The following is a 13,580-nucleotide window of genomic DNA, read 5'->3' as shown; positions in this document are numbered from 1 at the left end:
GCAGTGTGCGCCGAGCGGCAGTGTTGTGACCGATTAATCCGGTGCTTTCCGGCAGTCTTGACAGGCATGGACAAGAAGACCCTTTCGCGCGACGGCACGCCCCTCGCGTACGAACGCACCGGACAAGGCCCCGCGGTCGTGCTGGTGAGCGGCGCGATGTCGACGGGCGCCACGATGCGTCCGCTGGCCGCCGCGCTCTCGGACCGTTTCGGCGTCGTCGTGTACGACCGCCGGGGCCGCGGCGAGAGCGGCGACACGGCCCCGTACGCGGTGGAGCGTGAGGTCGAGGACATCGCGGCCCTGGTCGAGGCGGTGGGCGGCGAGGCGGCGCTGTACGGCATCTCGTCGGGCGGCGCGCTGGCGCTGCACGCGGCGGCGAGCGGGCTGCCGTTGCGCGGCGTGGCCGTGTACGAGGTGCCGTACGCCGTCCACGAGGGCGCCACGAAGCAGCGCACCGAGTACACCGAGCGGCTGACCGAGGCGCTCGCCCAGGGCCGGCGCGGGGACGCCGTCGAGCTGTTCCTGAGGCTCACCGGACTGGCCGAGGAGATGATCCAGGGCGCCCGGCAGTCCCCCATGTGGCCCGGCATGGAGGCCATCGCGCCGAGCCTTGCCCACGACGACGCCGTGATGGGCGGCGGGCTGGTGCCCACGGAGCGACTCGCCTCGATCACCGTCCCGGTGCTGTCCGTCGCGGGCGGCGCGAGCCCCGCGTGGATGCGCGAGGCCGCCCGGGCCGTGGCCGAAACCGCACCCCAGGGGACGTACCGGAGCCTGGAGGGCCAGACTCACACGGCGGATCCGAGCGTCCTCGCGCCGGTGCTGGCGGAATTTTTCTCGTCGGCCGCACAACCCGGCCAAGAATTGATGAACCCGAAACCCACTGACCAGAAATAGTCACATAAGCTTCACCATCAACTCGCGCTTCCGGCGACGAGCCTCCTTGTCCCCCCGGCATTCCGGCTCGCCCGTGGAGAGCACGTCCCATGAACACCGCGCACACCCTGCCCGACGGCGGCAGACCGGCGGTCCCCCAGCGCCGCCGCCGGGCCGACTCCCGCAAGGCTGTTTCCGGCCATGTGCATCCTGGGCTGCTGCCGGCCCCGCCCGACGACCAGGAGAAGGTCTCGTACGTCCGGCGGCACGTCTGGGTGCTGACCCTCTCGTCCGCCGTCGGGTTCGTGTGCCTGGTGATCAGCCAGGTGCGGGCGGCGGCGACCAGCGTGTGGATCTGGGCGTACGTCCCGCTCCTGCTGCTGTCCGTCGTGAGCTATCTGATCTCGCTCCGGCTGGACTCCTTCACCCCGAGTTTCGACCTGCGCGGGCACCGCCGCCTGGTCAAGGCGTGGCAGCCGGAGCGGTACCCGGACGTCGATGTCTTCCTGCCGGTGTGCGGGGAGCCCATCGAGGTCCTGCACAACACCTGGCTCCATGTGCGCACCCTGGCCGAGCGCTACCCGGGGAAGGTCACCCCGATCGTGCTGGACGACTCCGACGACGCGGAGATCGGCTCGATGGCGGCCGACTTCGGCTTCCGGTACCTGGTGCGCCCCAACCGGGGATGGATGAAGAAGGCGGGCAACCTGCGCCACGGCTTCGAGCGCTCCTCGGGCGAGTTCATCCTCATCCTCGACGCCGACTTCGCCCCCCGCGCGGACCTGCTGCACGAGCTGCTGCCGTACATGGACCGCGAGCCGCGCACCGGGATCGTGCAGTCGCCGCAGTTCTTCCGGGTCCTGGACCAGCAGAACTGGATCGAGCGGGGGGCGGCGGCCGTGCAGGAGCTGTTCTACCGCAGCGTCCAGGTCTCCCGGCAGAAGAGCGACGGCTCGATCTGCGTCGGCTCCTGCGCGGTCTACCGGCGCGGCGCGCTGGCGGAGATCGGCGGCATGAGCCTGGTCGAGCACTCCGAGGACATGTACACCGGCTTCGAGCTGCGGGCCCGCGGCTGGGACCTGACGTACGTGCCGCTCGCGCTGTCCACCGGGGTGTGCCCGGACACCGTGGGCGCCTTCTACAGCCAGCAGTACCGCTGGTGCATGGCCTCGCTCGCGATGCTGGGCAGCGGGGAGTTCTGGCGCACGAAGATGCGCTTGGTGAGCCGGCTGTGCTATCTGTCCGGATTCCTCTACTACATCGAGACCGGACTGCTGACCTTCAGCGGTCCGCTCATCGCCCTGACGATCATGCTGGCGGCGCCCGAGCAGCTGAAGCTGGCGAACATCGGCCTGGTGCTCCCCAGTGTCATCTACCTGACCGTCGTCTACCCCATCTGGCACCGCAACCCCTACCGCCTGGAGGCCTGGGCCACCCGCATCCTGTACGGCTGGGCGCACGCCTTCGCCATCTGGGACACCGTTCGCCGCCGCCCGATGGGCTGGACGCCGACCGGAGCGGGCGGGGCCAAGGGCAGCAAGACGCGCCGCCTGTGGATCGGTCTGTGGGCCTGGAGCGGGATGTCGGCCGTGGCCTGGATCGCGGTGGCGGTGTGGCGCATGAGCACCTCGCTCAGCCCGTCCGACTACGACCTGATGCTCGCGTCCGGCCTGTTCTACGGCGTCGCGGTCGCCCGCGCCCTCATCCAGCCGCGCGCCGAGGTGGCCGCCGCATGACCACACCGCGCCGCTCTCGCCGCCCGCGCCGCCTGCTCCTCGCCCTTGTCGGCTGTCTGTTGGCGGCCACCGTCGGCGCCTGCGCACCGCCCGCCCCGCAGGTCTCCCCGGCCGCGGCGGCCCAGGAGGACAAGCAGACCCAGACGCAGAGCACCGAACCGCCGTACGACATACGCCCGCTGCTGAACCCGGACCACAAATATCTCGGCGTCGCCGTCAACGGCTCACCCCGCGCGACCGCGCCCCTGACCGCCTTCACCGAGAAGGCGGGGAAGCGGCCCAACCTGCGGGAGTACTACGCGAAATGGGGCGACCCGTTCCAGTCCGAGGTCAACCGTGCCGTGTGGGACCACGGCCAACTGCCCTTCCTGGTCTGGGAACCCTTCTCCCGTACGGCCGCACAGATCGCCGCCGGCCAGGACGACACGTACATCCGTGAGTTCGCCGACGCCGTACGCGACTACAACCGGCCGCTCGCGCTGAGCTTCGGGCACGAGATGAACGGCGGCTGGTACCCCTGGGGCAGCCGGAAGACCAAGGCCGCCGACTTCGCGCGCGCGTGGCGGCACATCCACGACCTGTTCACGGACGAGGGCGCCGCCGACGTCATCTGGGTGTGGAGCCCGAACGTGATCAACCCGGTCCCGGACGTCCGGCTCGAGCCGTACTACCCGGGCGACGCCTACGTGGACTGGATCGGCGTCGTCGGCTACTACACCCTGAGCGGCCCGACCTCCTTCCGCACCCTGTTCGGGCCGACCCTGACCGAGATCCGCCGCTTCAGCCGCAAGCCGTTCATCGTCGCGGAGACCGGCGTCGAGGCCGGGGAGCGCAAACCCGGCGAGATCGCCGACCTGTTCGCGGGCGTCCGGGCGCGGGACGACGTGCTGGGGCTGATCTGGTTCAACCTCAAGAAGGAGGCCGACTGGCGCATCGACAGCGGCCCGTTGTCGCTGGCCGCGTTCCGCAAGGCGGCGGCCGACGACTCCTTCGGCTTCGACGTCCGGAAACCTTAGAGGGGCCGTAGATGGAGCAGCACACCACCACGACTCCGCCCGAACCACCGGTCGACGTCCCCGAGCCGGATCCGGATCCCGGCTACGAGTTCCATCCGCCCGCGCGCGAGGAGAGCTGGTTCGGGAAGGCGCCCGACGTCACCATGCAGCTGCCCGTGGCGCATCCGAAAGCCCGGTCCCGGGTCGCGGAGACGATGCAGCTGCGCGTGCTCCGGGCGACGTCCTCCGGCTACACGCTGCGCCCCGTCCCCGACTCCGGCTGGTCCGCCGCCGCGAGCTCACGCCGGATGTGGGTCAGCCGGCTCGTCCTGCTCGGCCTGCTGCTGGTGCAGACCGCGCTGTCGCTGCGCCTGCAGAACACGGCCTTCGAGGACGAGGCCCTCTACCTGTTCGCCGGTCACGCCGAGCTCGGCCACCTCCTGCATGGGACGAAGCTCTACGGCGGCTTCGACAGCTACTTCTCCGGTGCGCCCGTCCTCTACCCCGTCCTGGCGGCCGCCGTCGACTCCGTGTTCGGGCTGGCCGGGGCCCGCGCGCTGAGCCTCGCCTGCATGCTGGGCTGCACGTCCCTGCTGTACGCGATGACGCGCCGGCTGTTCAACGAGCGCGCGGGACTGTGCGCGGCCGGCGTGTTCGCCATCGCCCAGTCCACGGCGTTCATGGGCAACTTCGCCACGTACGACGCCCTCGCCCTGTTCCTGCTGGCGCTGGCGGCCTGGATCGTCGTACGCACCGCGGGATCGCACCCGCTGCTCACCCTGCTCGCCGCCCCGGTCGCCGCGCTCGCCGTGGCGGTCAAGTACGCCTCCGCGCTGTATGTGCCCACTCTCGTGCTGCTCGGTGTGCTGACCGCGTACCAACGGCGCGGTCTGCCCCGGGCGTTGGCGCGCGGCGTGCTGCTGGCCGTGGCCACCGCCGCACTGCTGGTCGCGGGGCTGTACGCCTCCGGGTACCTGTCGGCGATCCAGTCCACCACCACCGCCCGCGCCGTGGGGACCACGCCCGCCTCGCAGATCCTGCGCGACTGCGCCCGCTGGGGCGGCCTGGCCGTCGCCGTGGCCTGCCTGGGGACGGTCTCGTACGTCCGCAGCGGCCGCATGAGCGAGATGCCCGGCTGGCGCGGAGCACTGCCGGGGGCCCGCTGGCGGGCCGCGCTCGGCCTGGTGCTGGTCGGCACGGCCCTGCTCGCGCCCGCCTACCAGCTGCACCTGCACACCGAGGTCTCGCTGCACAAGCACATCGGCTACGGGCTGTTCTTCGCCGCGCCGCTCGCCGGTGTCGGCGTCACCCGCCTGATGGGCCCGCACTTCAAGTACCCGCAGTGGGCGATCTTCCTGGGCGTGCTGCTGCTCTCCAACGGCATGTCACAGGCATACGCCAACTATCACGCGTGGCCGGACTCCAGCTCTCTGGTGTCCGCCCTGCGCCCGTACATCGACGCGCACGGCCGCTACCTCGCCGACACCTACGAGGTGCCGGTCTACGAGCTGGGGCGGGACACCTCGTACCGCCAGTGGAACTCCACCTACACGATCGACTACACGACCCGTTCCGGGCACCATCTGACCGGCGCGGCCGGTTTCCGGGCCGCCGTGGCCGAGCGGCACTTCACGCTCATTGTGCTCGACCGCGGCAACCCGACCGGCCAGAGCACCACCGTCCGCGACGGCCTGGTCCACTCCACCGGCTACCGCCTCATCGGCACGGTTCCCTATGCCACGGCCTGGGGCACCAGCCGGTTCGAGCTGTGGGCGCCGCAGGGCGGCGGGTCGTAGGTTCGCGCGATAGCTCGACCGGCTCTCACACGGCCCCGCGCCACGGCTCGGGCTCCGCCTGCGCGAATCGGTGTTCCAGCTCTTCGAGGTCTTCGAGCACCAGCCTCATCCGGCGTCGGAACGCCGTCCCGTGGGCGGGAACCGTCAGGTGCGTCAACTCATGGACGAGGACCAGGTCCACCAGGGCGGGAGGCAACTGCATCAGCGCCCAGTGGACGGCGATGCTCCCATCCGGCTCGCAGGCGCCCCAACGCTCCCCCAAGTCCCGTACGGCGACTCTTCCAGGGGTGGCCCCCGTTCTCTCGCCGCCAAAGGCGCCGTACGGGCGGCCACCCACCGACTACCACGTGCGACGTACGCTTGCGCCGCGCTTCCGCTCCTCCTGCCCCTCCCGCGCTGCCGTCGCCGCTGCCCTGCTGCTGTCCGCCCCGCCTGCTCACGCTGTTTCCTTCGCCTCCTGCCAGGACAGTTCACGAGCGATCGCCCCCGCGCCGACGCGCGGTACGCCGCCGTAGCGGCCGCGCAGATATCCGCTCTCCAGATCTTCGTCCTCCGCCGGGTGGGCGGCGGTCACCGGATAGAAGCCGGTCGCCCCGGAGCGTTCCTTCGCCGCGATCCACACCTGCTCGCGGTCGAGCGGGCGGTCGAGGACCGCGCTGCCGAGCAGGGTGGCGTCATGCGTGGTGAAGATCAACTGGGCGTCGTTCGGGTTGGCCTTGGGGTCCTGGAAGATTCGTACGACCTCTGCGGCCAGGGTGGGGTGCAGGCTGGACTCGAGTTCGTCGACCAGAAGCGTCGTCCCGTTGTCCAGTACCGTGAGCATCGGACCGAGGAAGGCGAACCACGCGTGCGTGCCGAACGATTCCTCGCGCAGGAAGTCCAGCGGGACGTCGCCACCGTCCGGGGTGCGGTGCCTGAGCCGGATGCCTCCTGACTCAGGGTCGATGTCGATGCCGGTGATGCCCAGATCGGCGATGGCGAGGAGCTGGAGGATCCGCTCCCGGTACGCGTTTTTCTTGTTCTTAGCGGTCTTCTCGGTGAGCATCCGCTGTGTGAACGTCGTACGCCCCGTGATGTCCTCACCCGGCGTCACCAGCCACAGATTGGCGAGGAACCAGCGGTGCAGTGCCGACAGCTGGGGATCGTTGAGGGTGGCTCCGGCGGAGAGGAACAACGCGTCCGGCCGTGTGAAGCCCACCAGAGCCTCGCGGTTCCCGGTGAAGCCGTCGCCCTCGAACACGAACTCGGGGCCTTCGGAATCCGGCCGGTCCGCCTCCCGGTCGAACCAGACCTGGCGTTCCCCGTCGGGGTAGGCGTGCAGCCATTCAGCCTCGACGCGCTCGTCGGAGAGTTCGAAGCCGTAGGTGTAGCGGACCTTTCGGTGGCTGCCCAGGACGATGTCCACCTCGAAGAGAGTCGTCTCGTCGGCGCTGTCCCGGTCCAGTTTGAAGGGCTGACGGGGCACTCCGGGAGACTTCGGCCAGTCCGCGAACGAGGTGCGTACCGCCTCACGCATGGCCGTCATGGCACTGAGCAGGTTGGTCTTGCCCGATGCGTTGGCGCCGAAGACATCCAGCACGGGGAGCCCTGGAACCGGTCGGTGATCATGCTCTATGCCGGTGTCCCGGGCAGTGCCCTCTTTGAGTTCGGTGCCGATCAACGACAACTCGCACTCGGCACGAATCGAGCGGTGATTCGCCACCCGAAAACGGAGGAGCACCCTCAACGTCCTGGCAGACGGGAAGGCGGCCCCGTCGTTCTCGTTCCCTTGCGGACGATCCGCAGGGGAAGCCTATGACGGCGGCGGGGCCGGGGCCAGCCCCGAAGATCGTCTAGGCGATGGCCGTGGCAGCGCGTGTCGTCGTCGCGATCGTCGCCGAGCCCACCACTCGGGTGCCGTCGTAGAGGACGATCGCCTGGCCGGGGGCGACGCCGCGGACGGGCTCGGTGAAGCGCACCTGGAGCTCGCCGTCGACCAGCTCCGCCGTCACCTCGGTCTCGCCGCCGTGGGCGCGGAGCTGGGCGGTGTAGGTGCCGGGGCCGGTCGGGGCGGCGCCGCACCAGCGGGGCTTGATGGCGGTGAGCGCGTTCACGTCCAGGGCGTCGGCCGGGCCGACCGTCACCGTGTTGTTCACCGGCGAGATGTCCAGGACGTAGCGCGGCTTGCCGTCGGGCGCCGGGGTGCCGATCCTGAGGCCCTTGCGCTGGCCGATGGTGAAGCCGTAGGCGCCCTCGTGGCTGCCGAGCCTGGCTCCCGACTCGTCGACGATGTCGCCCTCCGCCTTGCCGAGGCGGGAGGCGAGGAAGCCCTGGGTGTCGCCGTCGGCGATGAAGCAGATGTCGTGCGAGTCGGGCTTCTTGGCCACCGCCAGCCCGCGGCGCTCGGCCTCGGCGCGGATCTCGTCCTTCGTCGTCACCGTGTCGCCGAGGGGGAACAGGGCGTGGGCGAGCTGCCGGTCGTCCAGGACGCCGAGGACGTACGACTGGTCCTTGGCCATGTCGGAGGCGCGGTGCAGTTCGCGGGTGCCGTCCTCGCGGACGATCACCTGGGCGTAGTGGCCCGTGCAGACCGCGTCGAAGCCGAGGGCGAGGGCCTTGTCGAGCAGGGCGGCGAACTTGATCTTCTCGTTGCAGCGCAGGCAGGGGTTCGGGGTGCGGCCGGCCTCGTACTCGGCGACGAAGTCCTCGACGACGTCCTCGCGGAAGCGGTCGGCGAGGTCCCACACGTAGAACGGGATGCCGATGACGTCGGCGGCACGGCGGGCGTCGCGGGAGTCCTCGATGGTGCAACAGCCACGCGCGCCCGTGCGGAACGATTGCGGGTTCGCCGAGAGGGCGAGGTGGACGCCGGTCACGTCGTGCCCCGCCTCGGCCGCGCGGGCGGCGGCGACGGCGGAATCGACCCCGCCCGACATGGCGGCAAGGACGCGAAGAGGACGGGTGGGCTGCGTGGTGTCAGTCATAACCCTTCAAGAGTAAGGGCGCTCGGGAACCGAAGCCCACGAGTATCCGTTCACGATCACATGGGGGCGAGACGAGCCAACGAGAAGGACGCCGACCGGCACATCGGCCGGCGTGCCCTGCTGATCGGCGGAGCGGCGGCCGCGGCGGGCACGGCCGTGCTGGCCCGTGACGAGCTGGGGCGCCTGTGGTGGCGCACACCGGGCGTGGAGAAGCCGCGCAAGGAGGGCGAGGTCGACTACGCGGGCGCGCGTTGGGTGGCCGCGTCGGACGCGAACTGGCGGCGCGCGGACCGGCCCGAGGACTACGGCGTGGATCTGGTGGTCATCCATGTCACCCAGGGCAGCTTCGACAGCGCGGTGAAGGTCTTCCAGGACCCGGGGCACGGCGCGGCCGCGCACTACATCGTGGGCCAGGACGGCACCGTCGCGCAGATGATCCGCGAGCTGGACGTGGCGTTCCACGCGGGCAACCGGGACTACAACGAGCGCAGTGTCGGCATCGAGCACGAGGGCTTCGTCGACCGGCCGCAGGACTTCACGGCCGAGATGTACGAGTCCTCGGCCCGGCTCACGGCCCGAATATGCGCCCGCTACGACATCCCGGTCGACCGCGAGCACATCATCGGCCACGTCGAGGTGCCGGGGACGGACCACACCGACCCGGGGGAGCACTGGGACTGGGACCGGTACATGAAGCTCGTACGGAAGGCCCGTACGGCGGTGGCCTGAGCGGCCCCGGACGGAACCGCTCGGCGCGTGTTACGTCAGTCCCGCCGCGCGTGCCCGCTCCACCGCCGGGCCGATCGCCTTGGCGACCGCCTCGACGTCGGCCTCCGTGGAGGTGTGGCCGAGCGAGAACCGGAGGGTGCCGCGGGCCAGGTCGGGGTCGGTGCCGGTGGCGAGGAGGACGTGGCTGGGCTGGGCGACGCCCGCGGTGCAGGCGGAGCCGGTGGAGCACTCGATGCCCTGGGCGTCCAGCAGGAGCAGCAGGGAGTCGCCCTCGCAGCCCGGGAAGGTGAAGTGGGCGTTGGCGGGGAGGCGGCCGCCGGGTGCCGGGTCGCCGCCGAGGATGGCGTCGGGGACCGCCTTGCGGACCTCGTCGACCAGGCTGTCGCGCAGGGTGCCGATCTCCCGCTCGAACCACTCGCGCTGCTCGGCGGCCAGGAGGCCGGCGACCGCGAAGGAGGCGACCGCGGGGACGTCGAGGGTGCCGGAGCGGACGTGCCGTTCCTGGCCGCCGCCGTGCAGGACGGGGACGGGGGTGTGCTCGCGGCCGAGCAGCAGGGCGCCGATGCCGTACGGGCCGCCGATCTTGTGGCCCGAGACCGTCATCGCGGCGAGGCCGGAGGCGGCGAAGTCGACGGGGACCTGGCCGAAGGCCTGGACGGCGTCGGCGTGCAGGGGGACGTCGAACTCGGCGGCGGTTTCGGCCAGTTCGCGGATCGGCAGGACCGTGCCGATCTCGTTGTTCGCCCACATGATGGTGGCCAGGGCGACGTCGTGGGGGTTGCGGGCGATGGCCTCGCGCAGCGCGTCGGGGTGGACTCGGCCGTAGGCGTCGACGGGGAGGTATTCGACCGTGGCGCCCTCGTGTTCGCCCAGCCAGTGGACGGCGTCCAGGACGGCGTGGTGCTCGACGGGGCTCGCGAGGACCCGGGTGCGGGCCGGGTCGGCGGCGCGGCGGGACCAGTAGAGGCCCTTGACGGCGAGGTTGTCGGCCTCGGTGCCGCCGGAGGTGAAGACGACCTCGCTGGGGCGGGCGCCGAGCGCTTCCGCGAGGGTCTCGCGGGCCTCCTCCACGGTCCGCCTGGCTCGGCGGCCGGATGCGTGGAGGGAGGAGGCGTTGCCGGTGATGCTCAGGTGCGCGGTGAGTGCCTCGACTGCCTCGGGAAGCATCGGGGTGGTCGCGGCGTGGTCGAGGTATGCCATGGTGACGCCGATTCTACGGGCCTCGCTGGTGGCCTCGGAGAGGCGCCCCACGGTGGCGGACCGGCCGCCGCCGCGTCAGATGCTCCAGGACACCGCGTTGTCCATCTGCATGAACGCCAGCAGGACCAGCAGGTCGGCGACGCCCAGGCCCAGGCCCAGGTACGCGCGGCCCTTGCGGGTCGTGCCGCGCCACAGGGAGACGGCTGCCAGGGCGATGGCGGTCGGGCCGAGGAAGAGGTTCAGGACGAGGAGTCCGAGCAGGCCGAGGACGAAGGACGCTACGGCCATGCCGTCGGCGTCCCGGATGCCGGTGCGGCGGGTGGCCGGTGCGGTGAGTTGCATGACGGGTCAGCTCCTGGAAGTCGCGGGCGTCGTATGGACGGTCGGTCGTCGGTGGACGGCCGGTCAGTGGGTGGTGCCGTGACGGCGGCCGTGGCGCTCACGGATCGCGAAGATGCCGAGCCAGACGGCGATCACGACGGCGGCGACGGCGGAGAAGCCGAGCGGCGCGTGGGCGACGGTGCCGAGGACGACACCGAGCAGCAGGAACGCGGCGACGAGGAACAGCATGGGTGGAACCCCCTCCGACGAGAGAACTCGCAAGTCGCTCTCGTTACGTTTCGGTGAACGCTTGTAGGTACAGTTGTTCACTGACTTCCCAGTCTAGCGCGTCCCACGGCTTTCCAATTCCAGAGAACAGTTGTTAACTGCATGGTATGAGTCACATTCTCGGCGTCCGGCAGGCACAGAAGCAGAAGACCCGACAGGCGCTCCTGGACGCCGCGTTGGGACTGCTGGAGGAGCAGAGCCTGAGCAGTCTCGGCCTGCGCGAGGTCACCCGTGCCGTCGGTGTCGCCCCCACGGCCTTCTACCGGCACTTCCGCTCCACCGCGGATCTCGGCGTGGCCCTGGTCGAGGAGGCACTGGGCAGCCTGCACCCGATGATCCGGACGACGGTGTCCGGGGCGGACGACCACGACCAACGCATCACACGCGCGGTCCAGTTGATCGCCGGCCATGTGGACGTGTACCCCGCACATGTCCGTTTTATCGCCCGTGAGCGACACGGCGGAGTCCAGCCGGTGCGGGAGGCGATACGCGAGCAACTGGCGCGGTTCGGCCAGGAGGTGAAGGCCGAGCTGGCCAAGGACCCCGAGTCCGCGGGCTGGAGCGAGGACGACCTCCTCATGCTGGCCAACCTGTACGTCGACCAGATGCTGATCACCGCCTCACTGTTCCTGGAGACGCTGGAGGCTTCGCCGGAGGAGCGCGAGCGGGTGGTCCAGGTGGCGACCCGGCAGCTGCGGCTGATCAGCATCGGCCGTGACCACTGGCTGGACTGAGCCGAGCCGGGGGTCACAGGGGCCCTGCGGGCACTCAGTCCTGCCCGACGCCGGGGAGGTAGAGGTCCGTGACAGCGGCGGCCGCCCGAGCCAGTTCCTCGCGTACTTCCGGCGGGGAGAGGACCTCCACCCGGTCGGAGAACTGCAGCAGTTGACGGGCCTCGCCGAGCACGCCGTACGACAGCCGGGCCGTCACCCAAGCGCTCTCGCCGTCGTCGTCGGGGAGTTCGACCAGCGACGAGGCGCTGATGCGCAGGAACAGGTCGAGGCGGTCGCGGCGGACACGTACGGTGACGTCGAGTCCGCCGGGGCGCTCCTCGACCTGCCGGCGCAACACCTCCCAGACGTCGGCGAGTTCGACGTCGGGCCGGCGCCTGACCGGTTCTGCCAGGACGGTCGCCGACCGTACCCGGTCGGCTCGGAAGAGCCGTGGCCCCCCGCGCCGGTCGGCGACCAGGTACCAGACGCCCGCCTTGGCGACCAGCCCGTACGGGTCCACGGTGTACGTCCGCACGTCCCGCGCGCCGCTGTGCCGGTAGCGCAGCCGCAGCCTGCGGTCGGCGAACACCGCGTCCTGCAAGGTCTCCAGGTCCACCGCCTGTCGCGGGCCGTCCTTCCAGCGCGTGGCGTCGACGAGGATGCGGCGGGAGGTCACCTCGGCGGCCGGGCGGTGCGGGGCGGGCAGCGCCGCCATGACCTTGCGCAGGGCCGAGCCGAGGGCCGCGTCCAGCCCGAGCGCGGCGTGCGCACCCTGGGCGGCCAGGATGAACAGCGCGCGGGACTCGTCGGCGGTCAGTCCTGTGACGTCCGTACGGAACCCGGCGAGCAGCTCGATGCCGCCGTGCCGGCCGCGTTCGGCGTAGACCGGGACGCCGGAGGCGGACAGGGCCTCGACGTCCCGGTAGATGGTGCGTACGGACACCTCGAGGCGCTCGGCGAGTTCGGGCGCGGGGACGCGGCCGCGGGTCTGCAGGAGCAGCAGGATCGACAGCAGGCGGTCGGACTTCACCGCACCAGGATCCAGGGCCGGGCCCGGACCGAGGGCCTCAGGGTCCCGGCGGCCTCCCGGCCGAGGACCTCAGCCGAGCCTGACCCTGGCCAGCTGCCGCGACTGCGCGACCAGCCGGTCCGCGCTGTCCCACACCTCGGCATCCTCCTCCAGGAAGCCGCCGGCGAGGTTGCGGGTGGTGATCGCGACGCGCAGCGGGCCCGGGGCCGGGCGGCAGCGGACGTGGACCGTCAGTTCGACCGTGGGCACCCAGCCGGACAGGCCGATCTCGAAGGCGGTCGGCGGCAGCGCGTCGACGGCCAGGAGCAGCGCGAAGGGGTCGGGGTCGCGGCCGTCGGCGAGGCCGAACCAGGCCCGCATCTCCCCCTTGCCGGAGGGCGCTCCGAGCGCCCAGCCCAGCGTCGAGGGGTCGAGCTTCAGCATCAGCCGGTCGGTGATCGCCGAGCTGCCGGGCACCGGCGCCGGGCTGTCGTCCGGCCCGAAGCACTGCTCCACGGGCGGGATCGCGGGCGGCTCGGCCGCGGTGCGGACGTCGTCCGGCAGCGCGTCCAGGTCGCCGTAGGAGGCGAGGACGCGGATGCGTTCGACCTCGCGGCCCCGGTCGTCGTACTGGAAGAGGGAGGCCTGGCCGGTGGAGAGCGTGCGGCCGGTGCGGACGACGTCCGTGCGGACCACCGCCGGGCCGGGCTGGGACGCGGTCAGGTAGTGCGCCGAGATGGTGAACGGGTCGGCGTGCGGCAGGGCGTGCGCGAGCGCGCGGCCCAGGACGGCCAGGAGATAGCCGCCGTTGACGGCACTGATGATCGTCCAGCCGGCGGAGAGGTCGATGTCGTAGACGCCGGGTTCGCGCAGGGTGACCGCGGTGTCCCGGTCGAACTCGCTGTCGCCGATGACGGCGCGCACGGTAGCTGCTTCTGACATGGCTGAACGGTA

Annotated in this window: 14 protein-coding genes; 6 read left to right on the top strand and 8 right to left on the bottom strand. The window is 71.2% G+C overall.

Features of this window, described 5'->3' with window-relative positions; all coding sequences use genetic code 11:
- Nucleotides 1-66 precede the first annotated feature (66 nt).
- From QFZ76_RS35100 to QFZ76_RS35085, 4 genes are all read left to right on the top strand, one after another.
- Nucleotides 67-897 (top strand): alpha/beta fold hydrolase, encoded by an 831-nt coding sequence (locus QFZ76_RS35100; protein ID WP_307677456.1) that lies wholly within the window; start codon nucleotides 67-69, stop codon nucleotides 895-897.
- Between the two features lie 89 nt (nucleotides 898-986).
- Complete coding sequence (locus QFZ76_RS35095; RefSeq protein WP_307677455.1) at nucleotides 987-2,612, top strand: cellulose synthase catalytic subunit; 1,626 nt, start codon at nucleotides 987-989, stop codon at nucleotides 2,610-2,612.
- The gene (locus QFZ76_RS35090; protein WP_307677454.1) at nucleotides 2,609-3,628 is read left to right on the top strand and encodes a glycoside hydrolase family 26 protein; all 1,020 of its coding nucleotides are present in this window, start codon (nucleotides 2,609-2,611) and stop codon (nucleotides 3,626-3,628) included. The genes QFZ76_RS35095 and QFZ76_RS35090 overlap by 4 nt, the downstream gene beginning before the upstream one ends.
- Nucleotides 3,629-3,639: 11 nt before the next feature.
- A complete protein-coding gene (locus tag QFZ76_RS35085) occupies nucleotides 3,640-5,403 on the top strand; it encodes a glycosyltransferase family 39 protein (protein ID WP_307677453.1) in 1,764 nt (587 codons plus the stop codon).
- 25 nt (nucleotides 5,404-5,428) lie between these two features.
- On the opposite strand, the gene QFZ76_RS35080 is transcribed toward QFZ76_RS35085, so the two are convergent.
- The 3 genes from QFZ76_RS35080 to mnmA all read right to left on the bottom strand — a co-directional run bounded on the left by QFZ76_RS35080 (nucleotide 5,429) and on the right by mnmA (nucleotide 8,366).
- Entirely contained in the window at nucleotides 5,429-5,665 is a 237-nt protein-coding gene (locus QFZ76_RS35080) for a M48 family metallopeptidase (protein ID WP_307677452.1), read from the bottom strand.
- Nucleotides 5,666-5,839: 174 nt separating this feature from the next.
- Nucleotides 5,840-6,982 carry an ATP/GTP-binding protein gene (locus tag QFZ76_RS35075; protein WP_307677451.1) on the bottom strand — a complete coding sequence of 381 codons (1,143 nt, stop codon included), beginning with the start codon at nucleotides 6,980-6,982 and terminating at the stop codon, nucleotides 5,840-5,842.
- Nucleotides 6,983-7,235: 253 nt separating this feature from the next.
- Nucleotides 7,236-8,366: a tRNA 2-thiouridine(34) synthase MnmA gene (gene mnmA, locus QFZ76_RS35070; protein ID WP_307677450.1), complete on the bottom strand. Its 1,131-nt coding sequence runs from the start codon at nucleotides 8,364-8,366 to the stop codon at nucleotides 7,236-7,238.
- A 60-nt stretch (nucleotides 8,367-8,426) separates the two neighbouring features.
- On the opposite strand from mnmA, the gene QFZ76_RS35065 reads away from it, so the two are divergent.
- The gene (locus tag QFZ76_RS35065) at nucleotides 8,427-9,095 is read left to right on the top strand and encodes an N-acetylmuramoyl-L-alanine amidase (protein ID WP_307677449.1); all 669 of its coding nucleotides are present in this window, start codon (nucleotides 8,427-8,429) and stop codon (nucleotides 9,093-9,095) included.
- Nucleotides 9,096-9,125: 30 nt separating this feature from the next.
- Here QFZ76_RS35065 and QFZ76_RS35060 read toward each other — a convergent pair whose 3' ends face one another.
- The 3 genes from QFZ76_RS35060 to QFZ76_RS35050 all read right to left on the bottom strand — a co-directional run bounded on the left by QFZ76_RS35060 (nucleotide 9,126) and on the right by QFZ76_RS35050 (nucleotide 10,865).
- Nucleotides 9,126-10,295, bottom strand: coding sequence for a cysteine desulfurase family protein (locus QFZ76_RS35060; RefSeq protein WP_307677448.1), 1,170 nt, complete (start codon nucleotides 10,293-10,295; stop codon nucleotides 9,126-9,128).
- A 75-nt stretch (nucleotides 10,296-10,370) separates the two neighbouring features.
- A complete protein-coding gene (locus tag QFZ76_RS35055; RefSeq protein ID WP_307677447.1) occupies nucleotides 10,371-10,637 on the bottom strand; it encodes a DUF4190 domain-containing protein in 267 nt (88 codons plus the stop codon).
- A 63-nt stretch (nucleotides 10,638-10,700) separates the two neighbouring features.
- Nucleotides 10,701-10,865, bottom strand: coding sequence for a hypothetical protein (locus QFZ76_RS35050; RefSeq protein ID WP_307677446.1), 165 nt, complete (start codon nucleotides 10,863-10,865; stop codon nucleotides 10,701-10,703).
- Between the two features lie 146 nt (nucleotides 10,866-11,011).
- Between QFZ76_RS35050 and QFZ76_RS35045 the strand changes: the two genes are divergently transcribed.
- The gene (locus QFZ76_RS35045; RefSeq protein ID WP_307677445.1) at nucleotides 11,012-11,638 is read left to right on the top strand and encodes a TetR family transcriptional regulator; all 627 of its coding nucleotides are present in this window, start codon (nucleotides 11,012-11,014) and stop codon (nucleotides 11,636-11,638) included.
- 34 nt (nucleotides 11,639-11,672) lie between these two features.
- Here QFZ76_RS35045 and QFZ76_RS35040 read toward each other — a convergent pair whose 3' ends face one another.
- A complete protein-coding gene (locus QFZ76_RS35040; RefSeq protein ID WP_307677444.1) occupies nucleotides 11,673-12,647 on the bottom strand; it encodes a YafY family protein in 975 nt (324 codons plus the stop codon).
- A 69-nt stretch (nucleotides 12,648-12,716) separates the two neighbouring features.
- Nucleotides 12,717-13,568 carry a thioesterase family protein gene (locus QFZ76_RS35035; RefSeq protein WP_307677443.1) on the bottom strand — a complete coding sequence of 284 codons (852 nt, stop codon included), beginning with the start codon at nucleotides 13,566-13,568 and terminating at the stop codon, nucleotides 12,717-12,719.
- Nucleotides 13,569-13,580: the final 12 nt, after the last annotated feature.

This window comes from Streptomyces sp. V4I2 (assembly GCF_030817655.1).
Taxonomy (GTDB): Bacteria; Actinomycetota; Actinomycetes; order Streptomycetales; family Streptomycetaceae; genus Streptomyces; species Streptomyces plumbiresistens.
This window is presented reverse-complemented; position numbering and strand designations above follow the sequence as displayed.

What these genes read in the sequence shown, in the direction of transcription:
- QFZ76_RS35100 (WP_307677456.1), top strand. Translation starts at nt 67, where the DNA reads ATGGACAAGAAGACCCTTTCGCGCGACGGCACGCCCCTCGCGTACGAA.
- QFZ76_RS35095 (WP_307677455.1), top strand. Translation starts at nt 987, where the DNA reads ATGAACACCGCGCACACCCTGCCCGACGGCGGCAGACCGGCGGTCCCC.
- QFZ76_RS35090 (WP_307677454.1), top strand. Translation starts at nt 2,609, where the DNA reads ATGACCACACCGCGCCGCTCTCGCCGCCCGCGCCGCCTGCTCCTCGCC.
- QFZ76_RS35085 (WP_307677453.1), top strand. Translation starts at nt 3,640, where the DNA reads ATGGAGCAGCACACCACCACGACTCCGCCCGAACCACCGGTCGACGTC.
- mnmA (WP_307677450.1), bottom strand. Translation starts at nt 8,366, where the DNA reads ATGACTGACACCACGCAGCCCACCCGTCCTCTTCGCGTCCTTGCCGCC.
- QFZ76_RS35065 (WP_307677449.1), top strand. Translation starts at nt 8,427, where the DNA reads ATGGGGGCGAGACGAGCCAACGAGAAGGACGCCGACCGGCACATCGGC.
- QFZ76_RS35060 (WP_307677448.1), bottom strand. Translation starts at nt 10,295, where the DNA reads ATGGCATACCTCGACCACGCCGCGACCACCCCGATGCTTCCCGAGGCA.
- QFZ76_RS35055 (WP_307677447.1), bottom strand. Translation starts at nt 10,637, where the DNA reads ATGCAACTCACCGCACCGGCCACCCGCCGCACCGGCATCCGGGACGCC.
- QFZ76_RS35050 (WP_307677446.1), bottom strand. Translation starts at nt 10,865, where the DNA reads ATGCTGTTCCTCGTCGCCGCGTTCCTGCTGCTCGGTGTCGTCCTCGGC.
- QFZ76_RS35045 (WP_307677445.1), top strand. Translation starts at nt 11,012, where the DNA reads ATGAGTCACATTCTCGGCGTCCGGCAGGCACAGAAGCAGAAGACCCGA.
- QFZ76_RS35035 (WP_307677443.1), bottom strand. Translation starts at nt 13,568, where the DNA reads ATGTCAGAAGCAGCTACCGTGCGCGCCGTCATCGGCGACAGCGAGTTC.